20 protein-coding genes are annotated in these 24,381 nt (G+C 32.3%); 10 read left to right on the forward strand and 10 right to left on the reverse strand.

Annotation, left to right across the window (positions count from 1 at the left end; genetic code table 11):
- Nucleotides 1-57: 57 nt before the first annotated feature.
- Nucleotides 58-2,748 carry a T9SS type A sorting domain-containing protein gene (locus tag ACFS3A_RS10155; RefSeq protein WP_379825291.1) on the reverse strand — a complete coding sequence of 897 codons (2,691 nt, stop codon included), beginning with the start codon at nucleotides 2,746-2,748 and terminating at the stop codon, nucleotides 58-60.
- 334 nt (nucleotides 2,749-3,082) lie between these two features.
- On the opposite strand from ACFS3A_RS10155, the gene ACFS3A_RS10160 reads away from it, so the two are divergent.
- Together ACFS3A_RS10160 and ACFS3A_RS10165 are read left to right on the forward strand one after the other, a co-directional pair.
- On the forward strand, nucleotides 3,083-5,419 hold the full coding sequence (locus ACFS3A_RS10160) for an ATP-dependent helicase (RefSeq protein ID WP_379825293.1): 2,337 nt from the start codon (nucleotides 3,083-3,085) through the stop codon (nucleotides 5,417-5,419).
- A gap of 78 nt (nucleotides 5,420-5,497) precedes the next feature.
- Nucleotides 5,498-6,118, forward strand: a complete 621-nt coding sequence (locus ACFS3A_RS10165; protein ID WP_379825294.1) for an L-threonylcarbamoyladenylate synthase — start codon at nucleotides 5,498-5,500, stop codon at nucleotides 6,116-6,118.
- A 156-nt stretch (nucleotides 6,119-6,274) separates the two neighbouring features.
- Here ACFS3A_RS10165 and ACFS3A_RS10170 read toward each other — a convergent pair whose 3' ends face one another.
- The 3 genes from ACFS3A_RS10170 to ACFS3A_RS10180 are packed head-to-tail and all read right to left on the reverse strand — an operon-like array spanning nucleotide 6,275 to nucleotide 8,637.
- Complete coding sequence (locus tag ACFS3A_RS10170; RefSeq protein WP_379825295.1) at nucleotides 6,275-7,108, reverse strand: OmpA/MotB family protein; 834 nt, start codon at nucleotides 7,106-7,108, stop codon at nucleotides 6,275-6,277.
- Between the two features lie 32 nt (nucleotides 7,109-7,140).
- Entirely contained in the window at nucleotides 7,141-8,160 is a 1,020-nt protein-coding gene (locus tag ACFS3A_RS10175) for a glycosyltransferase (RefSeq protein ID WP_379825296.1), read from the reverse strand.
- A gap of 21 nt (nucleotides 8,161-8,181) precedes the next feature.
- Nucleotides 8,182-8,637 carry a type I restriction enzyme HsdR N-terminal domain-containing protein gene (locus ACFS3A_RS10180; protein ID WP_379825297.1) on the reverse strand — a complete coding sequence of 152 codons (456 nt, stop codon included), beginning with the start codon at nucleotides 8,635-8,637 and terminating at the stop codon, nucleotides 8,182-8,184.
- Nucleotides 8,638-8,729: 92 nt separating this feature from the next.
- Between ACFS3A_RS10180 and holA the strand changes: the two genes are divergently transcribed.
- The 3 genes from holA (at nucleotide 8,730) to ettA (ending at nucleotide 11,724) form a co-directional block, all read left to right on the forward strand.
- A complete protein-coding gene (holA, locus tag ACFS3A_RS10185) occupies nucleotides 8,730-9,734 on the forward strand; it encodes a DNA polymerase III subunit delta (protein WP_379825298.1) in 1,005 nt (334 codons plus the stop codon).
- A gap of 64 nt (nucleotides 9,735-9,798) precedes the next feature.
- A complete protein-coding gene (locus tag ACFS3A_RS10190) occupies nucleotides 9,799-9,981 on the forward strand; it encodes a CAL67264 family membrane protein (protein ID WP_091497659.1) in 183 nt (60 codons plus the stop codon).
- A gap of 51 nt (nucleotides 9,982-10,032) precedes the next feature.
- The gene (gene ettA, locus ACFS3A_RS10195) at nucleotides 10,033-11,724 is read left to right on the forward strand and encodes an energy-dependent translational throttle protein EttA (RefSeq protein ID WP_109193367.1); all 1,692 of its coding nucleotides are present in this window, start codon (nucleotides 10,033-10,035) and stop codon (nucleotides 11,722-11,724) included.
- 196 nt (nucleotides 11,725-11,920) lie between these two features.
- On the opposite strand, the gene ACFS3A_RS10200 is transcribed toward ettA, so the two are convergent.
- Nucleotides 11,921-12,334 (reverse strand): thiol-disulfide oxidoreductase DCC family protein, encoded by a 414-nt coding sequence (locus ACFS3A_RS10200; protein WP_379825299.1) that lies wholly within the window; start codon nucleotides 12,332-12,334, stop codon nucleotides 11,921-11,923.
- Nucleotides 12,335-12,625: 291 nt separating this feature from the next.
- Nucleotides 12,626-14,791 carry an endonuclease MutS2 gene (locus ACFS3A_RS10205; RefSeq protein WP_379825300.1) on the reverse strand — a complete coding sequence of 722 codons (2,166 nt, stop codon included), beginning with the start codon at nucleotides 14,789-14,791 and terminating at the stop codon, nucleotides 12,626-12,628.
- Nucleotides 14,792-14,909: 118 nt separating this feature from the next.
- Here ACFS3A_RS10205 and ACFS3A_RS10210 point away from each other — a divergent pair, with 118 nt between their 5' ends.
- On the forward strand, nucleotides 14,910-15,575 hold the full coding sequence (locus ACFS3A_RS10210; RefSeq protein ID WP_379825302.1) for a uracil-DNA glycosylase: 666 nt from the start codon (nucleotides 14,910-14,912) through the stop codon (nucleotides 15,573-15,575).
- Between the two features lie 149 nt (nucleotides 15,576-15,724).
- On the opposite strand, the gene ACFS3A_RS10215 is transcribed toward ACFS3A_RS10210, so the two are convergent.
- From ACFS3A_RS10215 to porX, 4 genes are all read right to left on the reverse strand, one after another.
- Nucleotides 15,725-16,099, reverse strand: a complete 375-nt coding sequence (locus ACFS3A_RS10215) for a DUF4258 domain-containing protein (RefSeq protein ID WP_379825303.1) — start codon at nucleotides 16,097-16,099, stop codon at nucleotides 15,725-15,727.
- 36 nt (nucleotides 16,100-16,135) lie between these two features.
- Nucleotides 16,136-17,335, reverse strand: coding sequence for an alanine dehydrogenase (locus ACFS3A_RS10220; RefSeq protein WP_379825304.1), 1,200 nt, complete (start codon nucleotides 17,333-17,335; stop codon nucleotides 16,136-16,138).
- 175 nt (nucleotides 17,336-17,510) lie between these two features.
- Nucleotides 17,511-17,918, reverse strand: a complete 408-nt coding sequence (gene tsaE, locus ACFS3A_RS10225) for a tRNA (adenosine(37)-N6)-threonylcarbamoyltransferase complex ATPase subunit type 1 TsaE (RefSeq protein ID WP_379825306.1) — start codon at nucleotides 17,916-17,918, stop codon at nucleotides 17,511-17,513.
- Between the two features lie 109 nt (nucleotides 17,919-18,027).
- Nucleotides 18,028-19,581, reverse strand: coding sequence for a T9SS response regulator signal transducer PorX (porX, locus tag ACFS3A_RS10230; RefSeq protein ID WP_379825307.1), 1,554 nt, complete (start codon nucleotides 19,579-19,581; stop codon nucleotides 18,028-18,030).
- A gap of 226 nt (nucleotides 19,582-19,807) precedes the next feature.
- On the opposite strand from porX, the gene ACFS3A_RS10235 reads away from it, so the two are divergent.
- The 4 genes from ACFS3A_RS10235 (at nucleotide 19,808) to lpxA (ending at nucleotide 24,361) form a co-directional block, all read left to right on the forward strand.
- Nucleotides 19,808-21,037 carry an HD domain-containing protein gene (locus ACFS3A_RS10235; RefSeq protein WP_379825310.1) on the forward strand — a complete coding sequence of 410 codons (1,230 nt, stop codon included), beginning with the start codon at nucleotides 19,808-19,810 and terminating at the stop codon, nucleotides 21,035-21,037.
- Between the two features lie 39 nt (nucleotides 21,038-21,076).
- A complete protein-coding gene (lpxD, locus tag ACFS3A_RS10240) occupies nucleotides 21,077-22,120 on the forward strand; it encodes a UDP-3-O-(3-hydroxymyristoyl)glucosamine N-acyltransferase (RefSeq protein WP_379825311.1) in 1,044 nt (347 codons plus the stop codon).
- Complete coding sequence (locus ACFS3A_RS10245) at nucleotides 22,113-23,501, forward strand: bifunctional UDP-3-O-[3-hydroxymyristoyl] N-acetylglucosamine deacetylase/3-hydroxyacyl-ACP dehydratase (protein ID WP_276173646.1); 1,389 nt, start codon at nucleotides 22,113-22,115, stop codon at nucleotides 23,499-23,501. Before lpxD ends, ACFS3A_RS10245 begins: the two co-directional genes overlap by 8 nt.
- A 74-nt stretch (nucleotides 23,502-23,575) precedes the next feature.
- Nucleotides 23,576-24,361: an acyl-ACP--UDP-N-acetylglucosamine O-acyltransferase gene (gene lpxA / locus ACFS3A_RS10250; RefSeq protein ID WP_095951251.1), complete on the forward strand. Its 786-nt coding sequence runs from the start codon at nucleotides 23,576-23,578 to the stop codon at nucleotides 24,359-24,361.
- The last annotated feature ends 20 nt before the right edge of the window (nucleotides 24,362-24,381 follow it).

Consider the following 24,381-nt stretch of genomic DNA (forward strand, 5'->3'; position numbering starts at 1 on the left):
AAACGGCAAAGTTTTTTTATAAATCTTTGCAGTTTTGAGTTTTTTAATTAAAAAAGATCAATACTTCACTATCTTAACAATCGCACTTTTTTCGGCGACATAAATTTTTGCAAAATACAAACCTGATTGTAACGTTGTAAAATCAATTTCAACATTATTTTTATCGTATGTATTTCTATATTGAATTTGTCCCAAAATATTGTAAATCTCTATTTTAGTAATATTTTCATTATTAGAAATAGTGTAGAAATCTCTAACAGGATTTGGGTAGCTCACTAAGTTAGGAAGTTCATTTTCTTTTACTCCCAACGAAGCAGAATATACAGTTACAGGGAGTCTGTAGCTACTTTCTATATTGTTGATAGTCTGCGATGCGTAATAAGTAGTACCGTTAACAAGAAATGTTGATAACGGAAGAACTTCTTCACTATTTGCTTTATTAGTTAGCTTACCGTTAATCCCGCAATTACTCTGGGCTGTATACCATTTTATGTTGTCACCGCCTATTTTAAGATCTTGCAGCGTTTGTCCATTATTAAATTCCTGATAAATTTCACCTGAAGGATTTGCGACGCTCTCTGAATTTGAATATTTATAGCGGGTTATGCTATGAATATTTTCATCTTTAATCTTTGTAAAGTAACCATACAGGATGACATCTTCGCAGTTTTGAATCTCATAACTACCTGCTGTATTGTAAGTTATTGTGTTTAAAAGTGTTCCCTCAGAACTTAATATTATTCTTTTTGTGGTATTTGTTTCATAAGAAGAAACTAAAAGATTAATGGTTCCATTTTCATAAAAATCATAATTATCTACTTTACTCGTTCGGAATTTATAAGGTGTAAAAGTAGGGTCAGTGGAGCCATCAGCATTTATTCGGCTTAATGCATCTCCATCAGAGATCAATATTTTACCATTATTTAATGGTTTTACTTTGTTGTAGCCCAAATAATTAACTTTAAAGGATTTATCGGTAATACCATCTTTGTTTATTTTCAAAGCAATATCATATGGATAGTAACTGTTGTCCCTTAAGAAAGTAATAATGAAATTATCATCTGCTAAACTGTGAAACATGTAAGGTTGATGATTAAAAACAACTTTAAAGTTATTGTCTATAGAACCATCAGTATTTAAACGAATTAAGTTGTATGTTTTATAGTTCCCGCTGTTTACAAACATATCTCTAGTACCCATAAGTAAAAATCTGCCATCACTCATAAGTTTAATACCTTTAATGTAGCCTTCATTAACAGTACAATTAAAACTATTATCAATACTTCCGTTTGTGTTTAATCTGATTATACTTTTATTTACACCATTTACTGATATGCTTTTTTCGTGAAGTATAACAATTTTCCCATCTTTCTGCTGTAATATGGTGAAACCATTGTCACTTGTTCCTGATATATTAACGGCCGGATCCAATTTAAAGTTTGTATCAAGGAGACCATTTTGTTCGAGACGGCATAAATTTCTGACAGGAGTATCATTATAAGTACTAAAATCTCCTGCAACAAGTATTTTTTGATCTAATAAAACTTTTGAAACTAAAGCATATTGTCTGTAATATTCCCATTGATCAAATAGTAAATTGAAACCAGCATGTGGATTAAAGGTTAAATCGATGCTTCCGTCGTTATTTATTCTATGAATACCTTTCCTTGTGATACCTTTAGCATCTTTATAATGAGAACTAATAATCATTTTATCGCCCTGTAAAAATAGCTCTCCAGAATTGACTAGACCAACCTTGTTCAAATATTTAAAAGAAATATCTTCTGTTCCATCCGGGTTAAGACGAATAAAACTGTTTCGGTTGATTTCAATGATAATCTTACTGTCTTTTTGTAAATAAACTTGTTCGATAGTTGGAGTTGCACTATCAAATAATTTAAATGCTGTATCTCTGCTTCCATTACTATTTAATCTTGCAATGTTATATGAAATTGCTCGGCCACCTTCTTTAAAATTACATCCCACAGCAATTATTTTGCCGTCAGGTTGTACCACAAGGTTAGAAATTATGCTGTTGTTTTCTGTTTCGAATCCATTTGTTACAAAATTCATTTTAGGATCACGTGTGACATACACTTTAAAAGTTGTGTCAAGTTTTCCATTTGCTAGTAATCTGGCAACTCCGGAAGCAGATCTTATGGCAACAACATATTTTCCGTCACTTTGTAACTTTACATCATTTACAGACGTATATTCGGGTTTAAAAGTAGTGTCGATACTTCCATCTGCATTTAAACGCACAAAACTTCCTGTATAACTGCTATTAAGACCATTAAAAAAACCAGAAATAATGATTTTTCCATCGTCCTGATAAATTATATCTTTAATAACGATAGCATCCTGTGAAGTAGTAGTTAATTGTACAGTTTTAAAATCCGAATTTAAAGTTCCATCTGCATTAAAAGCTTTAAGTTTTTTATAAGAATCCAGAGTTAAAAATTTTCCGTCGGATTTTGCATAGAGATCAAAACTATTTACTGAATACGAATCTATTGTATTAAAATTCTTGTCAACATTTCCGTCTTCATTTAATAATAAAACATTATAATTAGATGAATTTTTATATACGGTTAACAATTTTTTATTTGGAAGTGCTGCTCCGCTAATTCCAATATCCTGTTGAAAAACTCTGGTTTCTTTATTGTTAAATGTGATATCTGGTTCATGCTCTTGGGCCAGTAATTTTAAACTTATTAAAAAGATTACAAAAAAGTAGTTTTTTCTCATAGACAGATTTTGTTTTTGGTAATTCAAATGTAACTTTTTATTCCAATAAATCTTATGAATTTTCTGTATTTTATTGTTTTAAATAATTGTGCTTTAATAGTTATAATTTTAAAAAGAAAAATGTTTTTTGTAGCTATAATAAAAAACGGTTTTCTAATATTCTGATTACTATTTGGAGAAACCCTAATAGACCTGAAAACCGTTTTTCAATAAAATGCCTGTTTTTTGTCTTCAAAAAAAGAAAAAAATTAGCGTCTTAGAACCTTAGAACCTTAGAATCTTAGTAGTTATTTAGAGTATTAATTCTTAATTTTGCATAAAAGGAGATAATTACATGCAGAAATATATTGACCAGCTGAACGAAGCACAGAGAGCGCCTGTTTTAAAAAAAGACGGGCCAATGATTATTATTGCTGGTGCAGGTTCAGGTAAAACCCGAGTTTTAACAATTAGGATCGCGTATTTGATGGCTCAGGGAATTGATGCTTTCAATATTTTGTCGCTGACTTTTACCAATAAAGCAGCCCGCGAGATGAAACACAGGATTTCGGATATTGTTGGAGCGAGTGAGGCGAAAAATCTTTGGATGGGGACTTTTCACTCGATTTTTGCACGTATTCTTCGTGCAGAATCTGATCATTTAGGATATCCTTCCAATTTTACTATTTATGATTCTCAGGATTCAGCGAGATTAATTTCTTCGATTATCAAAGAAATGCAGCTGGATCGTGATATTTATAAACCAAAACAAATTCTGGGTCGTATATCTAATTATAAAAATAGTCTGATTACAGTTAAAGCCTACTTTAATAATCCGGAATTGGTTGAAGCTGATGCAATGGCTAAAAGACCAAGATTGGGAGAAATTTACCAGCAGTATGTAGAGCGATGCTTCAAAGCCGGAGCAATGGATTTTGATGATTTGTTGTTAAAAACGAATGAATTATTAAATCGCTTTCCGGAAGTTTTAGCGAAATATCAGGATCGTTTTCGTTATATCCTGGTTGATGAGTACCAGGATACGAATCACTCTCAGTATTTGATTGTTAGAGCCTTATCAGACAGGTTTCAGAATATTTGTGTGGTTGGAGATGATGCGCAGAGTATTTATGCTTTCCGTGGAGCGAATATCAATAATATTTTGAATTTCCAGAAAGATTATGAAGGTGTAATAATGTTCCGTTTGGAGCAAAATTATCGTTCAACGCGAAATATTGTGGAAGCGGCCAATACTGTTATGGAGCATAATAAAACCAAACTGGATAAAGTAGTTTGGACAGCAAACGAATTTGGACCAAAAATTAAAGTCCACAGAAGTTTGACAGATGCCGAAGAAGGTCGTTTTGTTGCGAGTACAATTTTTGAGCAAAAAATGCAGAATCAGCTTCATAATGGATCTTTTGCAATTTTGTATCGTACCAATGCGCAGTCACGTGCAATGGAGGATGCTTTAAGAAAACGTGATATTCCGTACAGAATTTATGGAGGATTATCATTCTATCAGCGTAAGGAGATTAAAGACGTTTTGTGTTATTTGCGTTTGGTGCTTAATCCGAAAGATGAAGAAGCTTTAATTCGTGTGATTAATTATCCGGCACGTGGAATTGGAGATACAACTGTAGAAAAATTAACTATTGCAGCCAATCATTACAAACGTTCGATTTGGGAAGTAATGGTTAATATTGATAAAATCGACCTAAAATTAAACGCTGGAACAAAAAACAAATTGAAAGATTTTGTGACGATGATTCAGAGTTTTCAAGTCATCGATCAAAATCAAGATGCTTTTTATATTACAGATCACGTTGCCAAGAAAACAGGTTTGGTTCAGGAATTAAAAAAAGATGCGACTCCTGAAGGAATGGCAAAGATTCAGAATATCGAAGAGCTTTTGAACGGTATTAAAGATTTTACGGAAGGGCAAAGAGAAATTGACGGAGCAAGAGGAGCGCTTTCTGAATTTATGGAAGATGTGGCTCTTGCAACAGATTTAGATAAAGATACGAATGATGATGATCGAGTGGCTTTAATGACGATTCACCTGGCAAAAGGGTTAGAGTTTCCTCATGTTTTTGTAGTTGGGATGGAAGAAGATTTATTTCCAAGTGCCATGAGTATGAGTACAAGAAGTGAATTGGAAGAAGAGCGTCGTTTGTTTTATGTAGCTTTAACAAGAGCAGAACATCAGGCTTATTTAACTTATGCGCAATCTCGTTACCGTTGGGGAAAACTTACGGATAGTGAACCTTCAAGATTTATTGAGGAGATTGAAGATCAATATTTGGAATATCTGACTCCTGCAGAAACCAATTACCGTTACAAGTCGCCAATTGATGGTGATATTTTTGGAGATGTAGATAAATCTAAATTGAGATTAAGTAAACCGGTTGCAGGAACTCCTCCCAAAAATATTGCAGATAATAGCCCAAAAACGGATCTTAATATCAGAAAACTAAAACCTGTTGGAGGAACTGATTCAAATGTAAGTGCACCAAACTTGTTTGACAGCAAATTGACCATTGGAAATATTGTAATGCATGAACGTTTTGGAAAAGGTGAAGTTGTTAATATGGAAGGTGTTGGTGCAGATAGAAAAGCAGAAATAAAATTTGAAGTTGGAGGAATTAAGAAATTGCTTTTAAGATTTGCTAAATTAGATGTTGTAGGATAAAGAAAAATTGTTTCAAGTTCCAAGTTTCAGGTTTCTCTAGGTAACTTGAAACCTGAAACAAAATAAACTAAAAAAGATATGGCCGAATTTATAAAAATATACCCAGACAAACCAAGTGAAGCTGCGATTGCAAAAGTGGTAAAAGTGCTTCAGAATGGTGGATTGGTTATTTATCCAACCGACACTGTTTATGGTTTGGGGTGTGATATTACCAATTCAAGAGCTTTAGAAAAAATTGCAAGAATTAAAGGAGTAAAATTGGAAAAAGCTAATTTCTCTTTTATTTGTCATGATTTGAGTAATTTATCAGATTATGTTCGTCAGATCGATACTTCTACTTTTAAAATTTTGAAGAGAGCTTTACCAGGTCCTTATACTTTTATTTTACCGGGAAATAATAATCTTCCTAAAGAATTTAAAAAGAAAACTACCGTTGGTATTCGTGTTCCTGATAATAATATCATTTTAGAAATTGTTCGTCAGTTAGGAAATCCAGTGGTTTCAACTTCTATTCGTGATGAAGATGATGTGATTGAATATACAACAGATCCTGAATTAATTTTTGAAAAATGGCAAAATCTTGTTGATTTGGTTATTGATGGTGGTTATGGGGATAATGTCGGTTCAACAATTATAGATCTTTCTGAACACGAACCGGTTATTGTAAGAGAAGGAAAAGGAGATATTGATATTTTGTAAATAAATACTTTAATTGTGTAAACTTATAAAAATAATGACTAACTTTATTATAGTTAAAATTTAGTTAGTTAATTTAAAATACTTTATTCTTTTTAGAATACAAAAAAGCAGGTCAATTGACCTGCTTTTTCTGTTTTTATAAAATCTAAAACAAGATTATTTAGCTTGTTTTTTCATTTCTTTTTCAATCATATCATAGAATTGATCGATTTTTGGCATAACTACGATACGAGTTCTTCTGTTACGAGCTTTGTTTTCAGCAGAATCGTTCGCAACTAAAGGCACATAAGAACTTCTACCTGCAGCAATTAATTTAGCTGGGTTTACACCAAGGTCGTTTGTTAATACACGAACAATAGAAGTAGAACGTTTAACACTTAAATCCCAGTTGTCTAAGATAATTCCGTTGCTTTTGTAAGGAACGTCATCAGTATGTCCTTCAACCATACACTCAAAATCAGGTTTGTCATTTACAACTTTAGCAACTTTCGCTAAAACAGTTTTAGCTTTGTCACTTACGTCATAGCTTCCACTTTTGAATAATAATTTATCAGCGATAGAAATAAACACAACTCCTTTTTCAACATTGATTTCGATGTCTGGGTCGTTGATTCCAACTGCTCCTTTTAAGCTTGTAACTAATGCTAAAGTAACACTGTCTTTTTTAGTAAGAGCATCCTGAAGTCTAGAGATTTTTAAATCTTTTTCTTTTAAGCTTTCAAGAGATTTTTCTAGATTTTCAGCACCTTTAGTTGTTAAGATAGTTAAATCTTTAGAGCTGTTGATTAAATCTTGATTATGTTGTTTATAGCTGTCAGCTGTTGCAGCTAATCCAGCTTTTTCTTCTAAGCACGTATTTAATTTTACAGTACAAGAGTTTAACAAATCTTGAGTCTCTTTGTTTTTAGCTTCTAATTCCGCATATTTCTTTTTAGAAACACATGATGTTAGAGCCATTAATACTGATAGTGCGATAACTATTTTTCTCATAAATTTAATTTTAATTAGACTTGATTACAAATTTAGTTTTTAATATTTTGAATACTGTTAAAGATTTCTTTAAATAAGGTCATTTTCCTGATATAGTAAAGGAAAACGATGCTTTTTACCATATAGTATTGCTGAATCTGAAATTCTTTTCGTTTTTTGAGATATTTTAAAGATAAGCAATAAAATGAAAAATGGGCCTTTAAAATGGCAAAAGTATGCCCGAATTTCCCCTGTGTAAGAAAACGGGTACCGGCTATACCGTCTAAAACCATACGGAAGAAAATTACCCAGAACAATCCTCTTTTTGGTAGATTTTTGACAAGCATTAATAAGGAATTTCTAAAATTCAAATACGTCTTTTTAGGATTTCCTTGTTGTAAGGTCGCTCCTCCAACATGGTAAACCAAAGACTGATTATTGTACTTAATAATATGACCTTCGTTAGCGGCGCGCCAGCATAAATCTATTTCTTCCTGATGTGCAAAAAAACTTTCATCAAAACCTCCTAATTCGTGATAAACTTTTTTTCTGATAAAGAAACAAGCGCCGGATGCCCAGAATAATTCACTGTTATCATCGTATTGGCCGTTATCTTTTTCTAACGTTTCGAAAATTCTTCCTCTGCAGAATGGAAATCCGTATTTATCAATAAAACCACCTGCGGCTCCAGCATATTCGAAATATTCTTTGTTTTTAAAATCAAGGATTTTAGGCTGGATAATAGCGGTTTGTTTTTCATTATCAAAAGTTTCAAGAATTGGTTTAAGCCAGTTTTCTGTCACTTCGATATCTGAATTTACCAAAGCGTAAATTTCAGCATCAATATATTTTAAGGCATCATTATAACCTTTTGCAAAGCCATGATTGCCAGTGTTTTTTACAATTTTAATTGTAGGGAAATTTTGTTGAACAAATTCAACTGAATTATCAGTAGAATCATTGTCTGCAACGTAAATCGTCGCGCCTTTTGAAAACTGAATAACAGATGGTAAAAACTGCTCCAGCAATTTTACTCCGTTCCAATTTAAAATGACAACTGCTATCTTATCCAAAAGTACTTTAATTATTTATTTTTAATGGTTTTCTTTATAGTCGGGCAGGCTTCTTAAAAACTCATATCTTTCGTTTTCAAAATCCATTTGACAATAAAAATGGTTTAGTCCGTTCGTTACATTCAAAAACCGTGCCTGCATTGTCATATTATAACGGGCAATTTGATCAAAAGTTGCCTGAGAGATTTTAACTTCTGGCGCTTTGCACTCTACTAAGATGTGTATAGTGCCGTCCGGATTGAATACAACAACATCATAGCGTTTCCGTAATCCGTTGACAGTTAAAACTTTCTCTACATTTATTAAAGATTTTGGGTATTTTTTTTCATGCATCAGAAAATGAACAACATGCTGACGGACCCATTCTTCCGGAGTAAGAATTATAAATTTTTTCCTGATTTCATCAAAAATAGACACTTTATTTTCGCTATTTTTGAATCGGAAAGTGTAAGTAGGGAAATTAAGTTTAATAAGCATAGAGCAAAAATAGAAAATAGTTTCAGGTTTCAAATCTAAAGTTTCAAGTTTTGAAACGATAATTGAAACTTTAAACTTGAAACAATAATTAAATGGACGAAGTAATTAAAATTGTCAACGATATTAAAGCTGGAGATATTAAACCAATTTATTTTTTAATGGGTGAAGAACCTTATTATATAGATAAGTTATCGGAGTATATTGAGGGAAATATTTTAGCGGAAGAAGAAAAAGGTTTTAATCAGACAGTTTTATATGGAAGAGATGTTTCTGTAGATGATATTGTTTCAACGGCTAAACGCTATCCAATGATGGCTGATCGTCAGGTGGTTATTGTAAAAGAAGCCCAGGAATTATCCCGAACAATTGATAAAATAGAGTCTTATGTAGATAATCCGATGCAGACTACTGTTTTGGTATTTTGTTATAAATACAAAACACTTGACAAACGTAAAAAAGTGACTAAACTATTAGCACAGAAAGGTGTTGTTTATGAAAGTAAAAAATTATACGAAAATCAGGTTGGAGACTGGATTAAAAGAGTTTTGGCTGGAAAAAAATATACAATTGACCCAAAGGCAAATGCCATGCTCGTTGAGTTTTTAGGAACTGATTTGAGTAAAATAAACAACGAACTGGAAAAACTTCAGATTATTTTACCAAAAGGAAGTATGATCACGCCAGAACATATTGAAGAAAATATTGGTTTCAGTAAAGATTATAATGTTTTTGAACTTCGGAAAGCTATTGGTGAACGCAATCAGTTGAAAGCCTATAAGATAGCAGATAATTTTGCTCATAATCCTAAAGAATATCCATTGGTTATGACTACAGGATTGGTATTCGGTTTCTTTGTTCAGCTTTTAAAATATCATGGATTAAAAGACAAAAATCCTAAAAATGTAGCATCGGTTCTTGGAGTAAATCCGTTCTTTTTAAAGGAGTATGATTTGGCTGTAAAAAATTATCCAATGAGAAAGGTAAGTCAGATTGTAGGTGCTTTGCGGGATATTGATGTTAAAAGTAAAGGTGTGGGGGCGAATGCTTTACCGCAATCTGATCTCTTAAAAGAAATGCTGTATAAAATATTTAATTAAGCCATTAAAATTCACGATATTTGCGTTTCTAAAAATTTTACTACTTTAAAATTATTACACAATTATGGGAATGAATAAAAATACTGTCTTAGGCTGGGCTACTTTTATAATGGTACTGATGGGATTCTTACTTATAGGTCTTGGAGCTTTTAGATATAGTGATGTTTCAGGCTGGGGATTTGGAGCTGTAGGAGTTGGGTTTTTGGCTAATGCATGGGTTTTTAATGCATTAAAAGGTAGAGTTTAAAAATATTGCAATATCAATAAAAAAGTAAATAATTAAAATTAAAAATAAAAAATGTCAGACGATAAGAAAGTAATTTTCTCAATGCAAAAATTGAGTAAAACCTATCAGGGAGCAGACAAACCAGTACTTAAAAATATTTATTTGAGTTTCTTTTACGGAGCAAAAATTGGTATTTTAGGTCTTAATGGTTCTGGAAAATCTTCTCTTTTAAAAATTATAGCAGGAGTTGATAAAAATTACCAGGGCGATGTAGTTTTTCAGCCAGGTTACACTGTAGGTTATTTAGAGCAGGAACCAATTCTTGATGATTCTAAAACCGTTATCGAAATTGTTCGTGAAGGAGCTGCAGAAACTATGGCAGTTTTAGAAGAATACAACCAAATCAATGATTTATTTGGTCTTGAAGAAAATTATTCTGATCCAGATAAAATGGATAAATTAATGGATCGTCAAGCGGCATTGCAAGATAAAATCGATGCTCTGGGTGCTTGGGAAATTGATACCAAACTTGAAATTGCAATGGATGCATTGCGTACTCCAGATGGCGATACGCCAATTAAAAATCTTTCAGGAGGTGAGCGTCGTCGTGTTGCTTTGTGTCGTTTGTTATTGCAACAACCAGATGTATTGCTTTTAGATGAGCCTACCAACCACTTAGATGCTGAGTCAGTTCTTTGGTTGGAGCAACATTTAGCACAATATTCAGGAACTGTAATTGCTGTAACGCACGACCGTTATTTCTTAGATAACGTTGCAGGATGGATTTTGGAGCTAGATAGAGGAGAAGGTATTCCATGGAAAGGGAACTATTCTTCTTGGTTAGATCAAAAATCAAACCGTATGGCTCAGGAAGAAAAAGTAGCTTCAAAGCGTAGAAAAACTTTAGAGCGTGAGTTGGAGTGGGTTCGTCAAGGTGCAAAAGGTCGTCAGACAAAACAAAAAGCACGTTTACAGAATTACGATAAATTATTAAATGAAGATCAAAAACAACTAGATGAAAATTTAGAGATCTATATCCCGAATGGTCCTCGTTTAGGAACAAATGTTATTGAAGCCAAAAATGTTGCCAAAGCATTTGGTGATAAATTACTATATGATAATTTGAACTTTACTTTACCACAAGCGGGTATTGTTGGAATCATCGGGCCAAACGGTGCTGGTAAATCTACTATTTTCAAAATGATTATGGGAGAGCAAGCTACTGACAGTGGTGAATTTACGGTTGGTGAAACAGTAAAAATTGCTTACGTAGATCAGTCTCATGCTAATATTGATCCGAATAAATCTATCTGGGAGAACTTTGCTGATGGTCAGGAATTGATTATGATGGGAGGAAAGCAGGTGAACTCAAGAGCTTATTTGTCACGTTTCAACTTTGGTGGTGGAGAGCAAAATAAAAAAGTATCTATGTTGTCTGGTGGTGAGCGTAACCGTTTGCACTTAGCAATGACATTGAAAGAAGAAGGAAATGTACTTTTACTGGATGAGCCTACGAATGACCTTGACGTAAATACACTTCGTGCATTAGAAGAAGGTTTGGAAAATTTCGCTGGTTGTGCTGTAATTATTTCTCACGACAGATGGTTCTTAGATAGAATTTGTACGCACATTTTAGCTTTTGAAGGAGATTCTGAAGTTTATTTCTTTGAAGGAAGTTTTACAGAATATGAAGAAAATAAAAAGAAACGTCTTGGTGGTGACTTAACTCCAAAACGTATTAAATACAGAAAATTGATTAGATAAGTTTAGTTAATTTCCAATTTTAAAAATCCCAAATTTATCGTAGTTTGGGATTTTTTTTTGTTTTCGTTCAGTTTTGTCATTTCGAGGAACGAGAAATCACACTAGAAATTCCGTAAAGTATGCAGTCAATCTTTGTAGAGTCACGAGTGTGATTTCTCGTTCCTCGAAATGACAAGATTGCACCAAATTGGAATTTTTAAAGAAACTTTGATTTCAATTCCGGAGTTGGAATCATGCAGCTTTCTTTTTTGCCGTACCAGTTGTATCTGTTTTTAGCAACATAATCATAAATTCTGTCGCTGATAAAAATAGGTACAACTCTAAAGATTAAAAATAATTTCCAAAAACCACCAAAATTTTTAGCTATTTCAATAACAGCTGAAGATTTGTAAAAATAGGCAGTTTCAGGATTGTATAAAATAATACTGTCCATTTTTGAAAAACTAATTCCAAGGTGTTTACAAATTTTTATGCCTAATTCTGATTGCAATGCTACAAATCTGAAAATATCTTTCTTGTCATGTTTGATAATAAACTGCACAGCAGAATCACAGAGATTACAAACTCCATCAAAAAGAATTATTTTTTTATCTTTTGGAAGACTTTCCATTAAAAACAGAATTTTAGATTTAATATTTCAAGTTTTAATACGTGTAAAAGGTATTAAAATGGACGACAAAAACAATTTTTAGAAGGTGTATTTTTAAAATCTATTGAATTTTGATTTTTTATAATTTTTACATATCAAAATAGACTTCCATAAATTGATTTTAATGTATTTTTAAAAATCACCGACCTCTTTTATTATTTATTTTTTTATCGTTTATTAAATCGCTTTATTTTAATTTTGACTATTTTTTAGTAGTTTTTAGACTAAAAATTGTATCGGCGACTAAAAACTTTATTTTTTAACTGCTTCAACTAATTCTAATTCATCTAAACTTACTTTCGAAGTGAAGATTCCGTAATTTACTGTTGCTTTATTTTTTTCTATCAAATCAATACTTCCCACAGATCTTCCATCAAGCATTCTTACCCGGTCACCAACTTTTAAAATTGGTTTTGGTTTTTCGACAACAGGTTTTAATTTTTTCTCTTTTTTCTCTTTTCGAATTTCCTCTACTTTTACCTGAACTTCAGCAATAATTTCTTTTTGTTTTTCAACTTTAGCTTTAACTTCTTTTGGAGTGGCTTTTTTTCGTTTAGAATTTTCAATCTCAACAATTTTCAAAAATTCACCAATAAGTTCTTTCTTGTTTTTGTTGTTGAAATATTTTTCAGCAATGTCATCAATTTTTTGCCCAATGTAAATTATTTTTTGATTACTGTCATATAATTCTTGATAGCTTTCTAATTTTTGCTGGATTTTAGTATTGATGTTTTCCATCTTTTTACTTTCTTCACGAGCGCGAGTTTCTTCTTCTTTTAAATTCAAAGAAGTTTTTTCCAGTTTTGAACGTTCTTTCTGAAGAGTTGCAATAGTTTTGTCAAAACGAACTTTTCCAACTTCAATTTTCTTTTTCGCACGATTGATCAATCCAAACGGAATACCATTTTTTTGAGCAACCTCAAAAGTAAACGAACTTCCTGCCTGACCCAATGCTAATTTATACATTGGTTCAAGAGATTTTTCATCAAACATCATATTCGCATTTGTAGCGTATGGCAATTCGTTTGCTAAAATTTTTAAATTAGAATAATGCGTTGTGATGATTCCGAAAGCTTCACGATGATAAAATTCTTCTAAGAAAATTTCAGCCAAAGCTCCTCCCAATTCAGGATCAGAACCTGTACCAAATTCGTCAATTAAAAACATGGTTTTATGATTACATTTCTTTAAAAAGTAATTCATGTTTTTTAATCTGTAGCTGTAAGTACTTAAGTGATTTTCAATAGATTGGTTGTCACCAATATCAGTTAAGATTCTATCAAACAAGAAAGTTTCGCTTCTTTCATGAACTGGAATTAATATTCCGGATTGCAACATTAGCTGTAATAAACCGACAGTTTTTAAGGAAATAGTTTTACCTCCTGCATTTGGTCCCGAAATAACAATAATTCGATTTTCTTGTTTTAACTCAATAGTTTGCGGATGTGTAACTTCCTTTTTCTGTTTGTTGTTGAGATATAATATTGGATGATAAGCTTCTCTAAAGAATAATCTTCTTTCTTCGGTAATTGTTGGTAAGATTCCATTTATGCGATTTGCATATTTTGCTTTTCCAGCAACGACATCTATGTCACTTAAAAAATCCTGATATTCAATTAATAAAGGATTGTACGGACGAATTACATTGGATAGATTTTTTAAAATTCTTGTAATCTCTTCTTTTTCTTCATATTCTAAATTCGCTAATTCACGAGAATATTTTAAAGTAGTTTCCGGCTCGATGTATGCAATACTTCCTGTTTTGGAACTTCCTAAAATAGAGCCTTTTACTTTTCGACGATACATTGCCAGAACTGCTAAAACTCTACGATTTTGAACAAAACTTTCTTTAATATCATCTAAATATCCTAAACTGTTATATTGTGTTAGCGCAGTACCAAAGCTTTGATTCACTTTTCCACGAACCAAGTTCATGTTTTGGCGAATTCCAGCAAGAGCAGGAGAGGCGTTGTCTTTTATTTCTCCGTATTTATCTACAATAGCATCAATCGCAGTAATGATGTCTTTAGTCAATTCTACCCTTGAAGCTCTTGCATTTAGATTAGGATAATAGTCGTCGAATTTTTTTAAGAAATTCAACAATACATTTGTAGTTGCAGAAAGATTGGCAATTTTTCTAAAACTTCCCACTTCAAGAAAACTATCTTCAATGGCTAGAAATTTTATTTCATGAGAAATTGCATCAAATCCATGATTCGGAATTGCGTTATTATTTTGAAAAGAAGATACATATTCTGATGTCTGCATTAAAGATTGCATCAATTCTTCTTTATCTCTAAATGGTTTTATTTGTAAAGCTTTTTCTTTTCCAATATCGGTGTTGCATCCATCTGAAATGGTTTCTAGAACGGTTGGAAATTGTAAGTCTTGTAACGTTTTTTCGGTAATACTGATCATTTAATAACTTTATGAAAGTAAACGCAAAAGTACAAAAACATTATGATTGAAATCGAAATTTATGTTCGTATAAATATGATTTTTAGTATTAATTTCTGAAATTCGCAAAAAAAAAGTTATGGACGTAAAAATGCATTCTTCTTGGAAGCCGGTTTTAAGTGAAGAATTTGAAAAATCCTATTTCAATGCCTTAATAGATTTTGTAAAATCAGAATATGCTACGAAAGTTTGTTATCCAAAAGGGAATCAGATTTTTTCGGCTTTTGACCATTGTCATTTTGATCAGGTGAAAGTTGTAATTATTGGACAAGATCCTTATCATGGTCCAAACCAGGCTAACGGATTGTGTTTTTCTGTTAATGACGGAATTCCGTTTCCACCTTCATTATATAATATTTTTAGAGAAATCGAAACCGATTTAGGTAAGCCATTGCCAAAAACCGGAAATTTAGAACGCTGGGCTGATCAAGGGGTTTTTCTTTTAAATGCGACTTTGACAGTAAGACAATCTGAAGCCGGAAGCCATCAGGGAAAAGGCTGGGAAAAATTTACAGATGCTGTAATCAAACAAATTTCAGCCGAATCTGAAAATGTTGTTTTTTTACTTTGGGGTGGTTTTGCTCAAAAGAAAGCAGCTTTGATTGATGCTTCAAAGCATCATATTTTAAAATCGGGACATCCTTCACCTTTAAGTGCGAATAGAGGATTTTGGTTTGGAAATAAACATTTTAGCCAGACCAATGAATTCTTAAAATCGAAAGGATTAAAAGAAATTGAGTGGTAGATTTTTTCAGGAAGGGACAAAGGTTCAGAGTGGCAAAGTGACAAAGGGAAAAACTTTGCATTTTTGTGACTTTGCGAGAAATATTTACAGCTAAAAAAAAAATCTTTTGAATCTGCAAAATCTGCGAGAAACAAAAGATTTTTATTTTTTTATTTTTTTACAATTTCTTCTAAAACAGCTTTATTTTCATAATTAACCACCTTTAGAATGATCTCTTGATTTTTTACCGTTTTTCCTTCAATGATATAAAGTTTTCCTTTTTTGAAAGGGACATTACTTTGATCAAAATCTACATCTCCGTAAGTTAAAGTATTTTTGACATCAGCAGTATCAACCCATTTTTCGCTTAGGGTTTGAACAGCTTTTTCTGAATATTGAAAAGGTTTTGTTCGAAGATTATTTAAAACTCGGGCATTAGGGAAATAATTGCATCTAGTGTCTTTACCAATAAAAAATCCTGATACAATAAAGCAACCCATAATTAGGCCGATTAAGTAATATGCAAAACGGTGTACGAACTTCATGAAATATTTTTTTTGCAAAGGTACATTAAAGTTCCTTTAGAATACAAGTAAATTAATATCGTTATCTGGTAAATCAAACCAATCGCCAATGGCTTTGTTTGTTAGGATTCCGTGATAAAGATAAATTCCATTTTTTAGTCCTTTGTTACATCGAATTGCACTTTCAATACCACCATCTTCGGCTATCTGATGAAGATAAGGTGTTAAAATGTTACTTATTGATAATGAAGCAGTTTTGGAATAACGAGAAGGTATATTTGGCACACAATAGTGTAAAACGTTATTTTTTATAAAAGTTGGTTTTTCATGAGTAGTCACTTCTGAAGTTTCAAAACACCCTCCAGTGTCGATGCTGACATCCACAATTACAGCACCTTTTTTCATATGCTCAACCATAGTTTCATTCACTACAATTGGACATCTTTCTTTTCCGCGCATTGCTCCAATCGCAACATCACAACGTCTTAAGGCTTTCAAAAGACCTTTTTGTTGTATGGTTGATGTGAAAATTCGTTGATTTAAATTGTTTTGTAAACGGCGTAATTTGGTGATTGAATTATCAAAAACTTTTACGTTTGCACCTAATCCTATAGCAGTTTTAGCAGCAAATTCTCCAACAGTTCCGGCACCAAGAATCACAACTTCAGTAGGAGGGACACCTGTTATGTTTCCAAACAAAAGTCCTTTTCCGAATTCGTTAGTAATCATTAATTCGGCTGCGATTAGCACAGAAGCAGTTCCTGCAATTTCGCTTAACGATTTTACAGCAGGATAAGAACCGTCTTCATCTTTAATATATTCAAAAGCTAAGGCAGTGATTTTCTTTTTAGCTAAAGCTTCAAAGTATTCTTTCTTTTTGGTTTTTAGCTGAATAGCCGAAATTATAACCGTTTCCGGATTTATCATTTCGATTTCTGTCAATGTAGGCGGTTCTACTTTTAGTAAAAACGGACATCCAAAAACTCTTTTAGTATCTTTTGTGATTTCTGCACCGGCATCTGCATATTCCTTGTCTGTATAACTTGAACTTTCTCCGGCTCCAGACTCAATCATTACGCGGTGCCCTTCGTAAGTTAAGGAATTTACTGCATCCGGCGTAAGGCAGATACGGCGTTCCTGGTAACTTGTTTCCTTAGGAATTCCAATAAATAGTTCTCTTTTAAAACGACCAACCTCAAGTTTTTCTTCTTGCGGTATTAATTGTTGTTTTGTAAATGGAGTTAAGGTAATTGACATGGATTGTGCAAAAAATTAAAGGTACAAATTACGTAAAAAGATTTAAAATTAGTGCAAAAATTCTGCTAATAGTGTAGGTAAGAATATTAAGTTATTTTAAGCTTTTTTGTGCTAAATTACTTTAACTTTCTCTTTATGGAGATTCTTAAAGTTTTTACAGAGATTCAAAAAGATTTTAATTTAGGTTTAGTTTCCTTTTTCCGTCAGGCAATAATTCAATATTAATAGTGGAATGTTCTTTTGGAATTAAACCAGCAATTTTTTCAGACCACTCAATAAAACACCAATTTCCTGAATATAAATAATCGTCGACACCCATATCAAGTGCTTCCGTTTCTTTGTTTAATCGATAAAAATCAAAGTGATAAACTACTTGATTGTTAACAGCATAATACTCATTTACTAATGAAAATGTTGGACTGCTGGTTGCATCTTCAACTCCTAAAGCTTTGCATAACTGTTTAATTAAAGTAGTTTTTCCAACACCCATTTCTCCATTAAAGAGAATGATTTTGTTAGGATTTGACTCTATAATTTGTTGTGCGACTTCCTGAATTTGATCTAATAAAAAAACGATATTCATTGTTGTGTTTATTTTTGCCACGAATTTCATGAATTTTTACGAATTAAATTTACTTTTTTGCTTAAAAATATATTTAGTCGAAACTGATGAAATTCGCGGCGATATAATTTTATTTAGGATTAAAAACCAAAAAAGGAATGATCATTTCTTCTAACGAAATTCCACCATGCTGATACGTGTTTTTATAATAACTCACATAATGGTTGTAGTTGTTTACATAAGCTAAGAAAAAATCATTTTTGGCAAAAATAAAAGAACTACTCATATTTATAGCAGGTAGGCCAATTGTTTTAGGTTCTTTTACTACATAAACATCTTTTTGTTCGTATGTGAGACTACGTCCTGTTTTATAACGTAAATTTAGACTTGTATTTTTATCTCCCACAACTTTAGATGGGTTTTTGACATTAATTGTTCCATGGTCAGTTGTCAGAATTAATTTGAACCCTAAAAGCTGTGCCTGTTGAATGATTTCTAATAGCGGAGAATTTTTAAACCAGCTTAATGTTAGGGAACGATACGCTTTGTCGTCTGATGCTAATTCTTTCACGACTTCCATTTCGGTTTTAGCGTGTGAAAGCATATCAACGAAGTTATAAACTACAGTTACTAAGTCATTTCCTTTTAAGGCTTTGAAGTTTTCAGCTAACTTTTTGCCTCCCGAATAATTTGTGATTTTGAAATAGTCTTCCTTAATATTTAATCCCAATCTTTTTAATTGAGCAGATAAGAATTCAGCTTCATAAAGATTTTTCCCTCCGTCTTCAACATCGTTTTTCCAATATTGAGGAAATTGTTTTTCCATTTCAACGGGCATTAAACCTGAAAAAATAGAGTTTCTCGCATATTGCGTAGCAGTTGGAAGGATAGAATAATAAGGAACTTCTTTTTCTAATTTGTAATAGTTCGCAACAACAGATTCAAAAGATTTCCATTGATCATATCTCAGATTATCAATTACAACAAAAAGAACCGGTTTGTCTTTCTTTTTAAGCTCCGGAACAACTAATTCTTTGAATAAAGTATTAGATTGTATAGGTTTATCTGCTTTTGGAGCAAACCAATCCTCATAATTTCGTTCAATGAATTTTCCAAATTGCGAATTGGCTTCTACTTTTTGAGATTCCAGAATTTCGATCATCGCAGTGTCATTGATATCTTCCAGTTTTAATTCCCAAAACAATAACTTTTTATACAATTCGATCCAATCTTCATAAGAATTAACCATTGCCAGTTCCATTGCGATTTTTCTAAATTCCTTCTGATAATCTAAAGTGGTCTTTTCAGTAATTAACCTTGAATCATCGAGATTTTTCTTTAAGCTTAATAGAATTTGATTCGGATTAACCGGTTTAATTAAATAATCGGCGATTTTAGAACCTATGGCTTCTTCCATAATGTATTCTTCTTCGCTTTTAGTAATCATAATCATAGGAATAGCTGATTTTTTTTCTTTCATTTCAGAAAGGGTTTCCAAACCGCTCATTCCGGGCATGTTCTCATCCAGAAAAACAATATCGAAATTATCTTCTTCAAATAAGGCAATCGCATCGAGGCCGTTATTACAAGTAGTAACTTCGTAGTTTTTCTTTTCCAGAAATAATATGTGGGGCTTTAAAAGATCGATTTCATCATCGACCCAAAGTATTTTGATCTTATCCATAAAACAAATTAATTTATTACTGCAATTTAAAAGTAATAGAACTTAAAAACTATTAAAAATAGTATAAAATTACCAAAGCTGAACTATGAATTAATTTTAAATTTTAACATTTTTTAATCTATTTTATTGATAATCATTATAATTTTGACTTTCATTTTTAAATAAAAAACACCAACCTCTTTATACTTATTTACTTATATTTGTTGACCTAAAAAATATCGCACTAGTGACTCACATCAACAAACTTAAAATATTCAACGATCCTATATATGGTTTTATAACAATTCCGAATGAGCTGGTTTACGATTTGATTCAGCATCCTTATTTTCAGCGTTTACGTCGAATCTCTCAAATGGGATTGTCGTATTTGGTGTATCCCGGGGCAAATCATACTCGTTTTCATCATGCTTTAGGATGCATGCATTTGATGAAAAAAGCAATTGACACGCTTCGTTTTAAAGATGTTGTCATTTCTGAAGAAGAAGAAAATGCTTTGTTAATCGCGATTTTACTTCATGATATTGGACATGGGCCATTTTCTCATGCTATGGAAAAAAGTATTGTTGAAGATGTACACCACGAAGCTATTTCATTATTATTTATGAATCAGCTGAACGAGGAGTTTGATGGAAAATTGAGTTTAGCCATTCAGGTTTTTAAAGGAGAATATCATAGGAAATTCATGTTGCAATTGATTTCAAGTCAATTGGATATGGATCGAATGGATTACTTAAAACGTGATAGTTTTTATACAGGAGTTGCAGAAGGAAATGTGAATTCTGAACGTTTGATTCAGATGATGAATGTGGAGAACGATGTTTTGGTTATTGAAGAAAAGGGGATTTATTCTGTAGAAAAATTTCTGCTTTCAAGACGATTAATGTACTGGCAGGCTTATTTGCACAAAACGAGTTTGGTTGCCGAATTAATTTTAATGAAAGTTTTGAAAAGAGCTAAAGAACTGACTTTGAAAGGTGTTAAATTGCCATGCAGTGAACCGCTTATGTATTTCATGCAAAATAAAATTACACTCGAAGATTTTGACGCCGACAAGCTGGATTTATTTTCTCAATTAGATGATTTTGATATTATAAGTGCTTTAAAATCCTGGCAAAAAAATAATGATTTTATACTTTCGACTTTAAGTAAAATGATCATTAACAGAGATTTATTAAAAATTAAGCTAAGTGCAGAAAAAATTCCGATGGAAGAATCTCAATCTTTGAAAGAAGAATTTGCAGAGGCTCATCAAATTTCGGCTGTAGATGCGGGTTATTTTATTTTTAGAGGTAAAATTAAAAATCAGGCTTACAGTAAAGAAGCAGAACCCATTCGAATTTTGAAAAAAGATAAAACAATTGAAGATGTTGTTGAAGCTTCTGATCAGCTGAATTTGAAATCGTTATCTAAATTGGTAACAAAATATTATATCTGTTTCCCAAAACAACTTATCTAAAATTAACATTTAAAACCTATTTTTTATATTTTTGTCGCGATGAAATTTACAGCAGAACAAATAGCAGGAATTTTAGAAGGTGAGGTTGTTGGAAATCCCAATGCAGAAGTTTCTAAACTTTCTAAAATCGAAGAAGGCGAAGAGGGATCGCTAACTTTTTTGGCTAATCCAAAGTATATTAATTATATATATACAACTAAAGCGACAGTAACAATTGTTAATGAAAGCTTTACTCCCGAACAGGAAATTACTACTACTTTAATAAAAGTAGAAGATGCTTATGCAGCGTTTTCTAAACTTTTACACTTTTATAATCAGGTAAAATTAAATAAAACAGGTATCGAACCACAGTCTTTTATTTCTGAAGGAACTAAATATGGAGAAAATTTATATTTAGGAAGTTTTAGTTATATAGGACAAAATGTAGTTTTAGGAGATAATGTTAAGATTTATCCAAACAGTTTTATTGGAGATAACGTTGTTATTGGTGATAATGTATTCATTTTTGCAGGTGCAAAAATTTATTCAGAAACTGTTATAGGGAATAATTGTACTATCCATTCCGGAACTATAATTGGTGCAGATGGTTTTGGATTTGTACCAAATGAAGAAGGAATTTACAGTAAAGTACCTCAAATTGGGAACGTTGTCATTGAGGATAATGTTGATATTGGAGCAAATACGACTATAGACAGAGCAACTCTTGGTTCCACAATTATTAGGAAAGGAGTGAAATTAGACAATCAGATTCAGATTGCTCATAATGTGGAGATAGGAAAAAATACTGTAATTGCTGCTCAAAGTGGTGTTGCAGGTTCTACAAAAATTGGTGAAAGCTGTATGATTGGCGGACAGGTAGGCATTGCAGGTCATTTGATTATCGGAAACAATGTAAGACTTCAGGCGCAGTCTGGTGTAGCCCGAAACATTAAAGATGATGAAGTTTTACAAGGGACTCCGTCTCTTGGATATACAGATTTTAATAAATCGTATGTTCATTTCAAGAATTTATCAAAAATAGTGGCTGAAGTTGAAGAATTAAAAAAACAAATAATAAACCCAAAAAATGGAAATAATGGTTAAACAGAAGACCATCAAAAATGAAATTTCGCTAACAGGAGTTGGTTTACACACTGGAAAAGAAGTTACAATGACTTTTAAGCCTGCACCCGTTAATAATGGTTTCACTTTTGTAAGAGTAGATTTGCAAGGTCAACCAGTCATTGAGGCTGATGCTAATTACGTTGTTAATACTCAAAGAGGAACAAATCTTGAGAAATTAGGAGTAAAAATTCAAACTCCTGAACACGTTTTAGCGGCAGTAGTTGGCTGTGATTTGGATAATATTATTATTGAATTAAATGCCTCTGAACTTCCAATTATGGATGGTTCGTCAAAATATTTTGTTGAAGCTATTGAGAAAGCCGGTATTGAAGAGCAAGATGCACAGCGTAATGTTTATGTAGTAAAAGAAGTTATTTCGTTTACTGATGAAGCAACAGGAAGCGAAATCTTAGTGATGCCAAGCGACGAATATCAGGTAACGACTATGGTAGATTTTGGTACAAAAGTTTTAGGAACTCAAAATGCTACACTTAAAAGCCTGTCTGATTTCAAACAGGAAATTGCAAGCTCAAGAACTTTTAGTTTCTTACACGAATTAGAGTCATTATTAGAACATGGTCTAATTAAGGGTGGAGATTTAAATAACGCAATCGTATATGTAGATAAAGAAATTTCTGAATCTACAATGGAAAATCTAAAGAAAGCATTTGGTAAAGATGAGATTTCTGTAAAGCCAAACGGAGTTTTAGATAATCTTACTTTACACTATCCAAACGAGGCTGCAAGACACAAGTTACTTGATGTTATTGGAGATCTGTCTCTTATTGGAGTTCGTATTCAGGGAAAAATTATTGCCAACAAACCAGGTCACTTTGTAAACACTCAATTTGCAAAGAAATTGGCTAAAATTATCAAAATAGAACAGAGAAATCATGTTCCAACTTATGATTTGCATCAGGAACCATTGATGGATATTCATAAAATTATGGCTATGCTTCCTCATAGGCCTCCATTTTTGTTAATTGACAGAATTATCGAAATGTCAGATCGTCATGTAGTTGGGTTGAAAAATGTTACGATGAACGAAAATTTCTTCGTAGGACATTTTCCTGAGGCTCCAGTTATGCCAGGGGTATTAATTGTAGAAGCAATGGCGCAGACAGGTGGTATTTTAGTATTAAGTACTGTTCCGGATCCGGAAAATTATTTGACTTACTTTATGAAAATTGATAATGTTAAATTCAAGCATAAAGTATTACCTGGAGATACTTTAATTTTCAAATGTGAGTTAATTTCTCCGATCAGAAGAGGAATTTGCCATATGCAGGCAAATGCTTATGCAAATGGTAAATTGGTAACTGAGGCAGAATTAATGGCACAAATAGCAAGAAAACAATAATAAATTATCAAATTTATTGTTTAGGTTTGTTGCTTCAAATTCGAATATTTTAATTAAAAATATAAAACATACAGATGAATCAACCATTAGCATATGTTCATCCTGGCGCGAAAATCGCTAAAAATGTTGTAATAGAACCATTTACAACAATTCACAATAATGTTGTTATTGGTGATGGTACTTGGATTGGTTCGAATGTGACCATTATGGAAGGTGCCCGAATTGGTAAGAATTGTAATATTTTTCCGGGAGCGGTAATTTCTGCTGTGCCACAAGATTTAAAATTTGGTGGTGAAGATTCACTTGCTATTATTGGGGACAATTGTACTATCAGAGAATGTGTTACTATAAACAGAGGAACAATTGCTTCTGGTCAGACCGTTATCGGAAACAATTGTTTAGTAATGGCTTATGCGCATATTGCGCACGATTGCGAAATTGGAAATAATGCTATTATTGTAAACGGAGTTGCTTTGGCCGGTCACGTAGTTGTTGGAAATCATGCTGTTATCGGTGGTTTGGCTGCAATTCACCAATTTATTCATATTGGAGATCATGCAATGATTTCCGGAGGATCTTTAGTAAGAAAAGATGTTCCTCCTTTTACAAAAGCAGCAAAAGAGCCATTATCGTATGTTGGAATTAACTCAGTTGGTTTGCGAAGAAGAGGTTTTAGTACTGAAAAGATTAGAGAAATTCAGGAAATCTATAGAATTTTATACCAAAAGAATTACAATACAACTCAGGCACTAAGTATTATAGAAGCTGAAATGGAAGCTACTCCTGAAAGAGATGAAATACTTGATTTTATCAGAAATTCTTCTAGAGGAATTATGAAAGGTTATTCAGGAAATTATTAAAAATAAAAATTTAACCGTTT

The organism is Flavobacterium notoginsengisoli (assembly GCF_042686225.1).
In the GTDB taxonomy this organism is placed as follows: Bacteria; Bacteroidota; Bacteroidia; order Flavobacteriales; family Flavobacteriaceae; genus Flavobacterium; species Flavobacterium notoginsengisoli.

Coding starts and splice junctions, on each gene's coding strand:
- ACFS3A_RS10155 (WP_379825291.1), bottom strand. CDS start 2,748: ATGAGAAAAAACTACTTTTTTGTAATCTTTTTAATAAGTTTAAAATTA.
- ACFS3A_RS10215 (WP_379825303.1), bottom strand. CDS start 16,099: ATGAAGTTCGTACACCGTTTTGCATATTACTTAATCGGCCTAATTATG.
- ACFS3A_RS10200 (WP_379825299.1), bottom strand. CDS start 12,334: ATGGAAAGTCTTCCAAAAGATAAAAAAATAATTCTTTTTGATGGAGTT.
- ACFS3A_RS10165 (WP_379825294.1), top strand. CDS start 5,498: ATGGCCGAATTTATAAAAATATACCCAGACAAACCAAGTGAAGCTGCG.
- ACFS3A_RS10205 (WP_379825300.1), bottom strand. CDS start 14,791: ATGATCAGTATTACCGAAAAAACGTTACAAGACTTACAATTTCCAACC.
- porX (WP_379825307.1), bottom strand. CDS start 19,581: ATGGATAAGATCAAAATACTTTGGGTCGATGATGAAATCGATCTTTTA.
- ettA (WP_109193367.1), top strand. CDS start 10,033: ATGTCAGACGATAAGAAAGTAATTTTCTCAATGCAAAAATTGAGTAAA.
- ACFS3A_RS10160 (WP_379825293.1), top strand. CDS start 3,083: ATGCAGAAATATATTGACCAGCTGAACGAAGCACAGAGAGCGCCTGTT.
- ACFS3A_RS10220 (WP_379825304.1), bottom strand. CDS start 17,335: ATGTCAATTACCTTAACTCCATTTACAAAACAACAATTAATACCGCAA.
- lpxD (WP_379825311.1), top strand. CDS start 21,077: ATGAAATTTACAGCAGAACAAATAGCAGGAATTTTAGAAGGTGAGGTT.
- holA (WP_379825298.1), top strand. CDS start 8,730: ATGGACGAAGTAATTAAAATTGTCAACGATATTAAAGCTGGAGATATT.
- ACFS3A_RS10170 (WP_379825295.1), bottom strand. CDS start 7,108: ATGAGAAAAATAGTTATCGCACTATCAGTATTAATGGCTCTAACATCA.
- lpxA (WP_095951251.1), top strand. CDS start 23,576: ATGAATCAACCATTAGCATATGTTCATCCTGGCGCGAAAATCGCTAAA.
- ACFS3A_RS10180 (WP_379825297.1), bottom strand. CDS start 8,637: ATGCTTATTAAACTTAATTTCCCTACTTACACTTTCCGATTCAAAAAT.
- ACFS3A_RS10190 (WP_091497659.1), top strand. CDS start 9,799: ATGGGAATGAATAAAAATACTGTCTTAGGCTGGGCTACTTTTATAATG.
- ACFS3A_RS10210 (WP_379825302.1), top strand. CDS start 14,910: ATGGACGTAAAAATGCATTCTTCTTGGAAGCCGGTTTTAAGTGAAGAA.
- ACFS3A_RS10245 (WP_276173646.1), top strand. CDS start 22,113: ATGGTTAAACAGAAGACCATCAAAAATGAAATTTCGCTAACAGGAGTT.
- tsaE (WP_379825306.1), bottom strand. CDS start 17,918: ATGAATATCGTTTTTTTATTAGATCAAATTCAGGAAGTCGCACAACAA.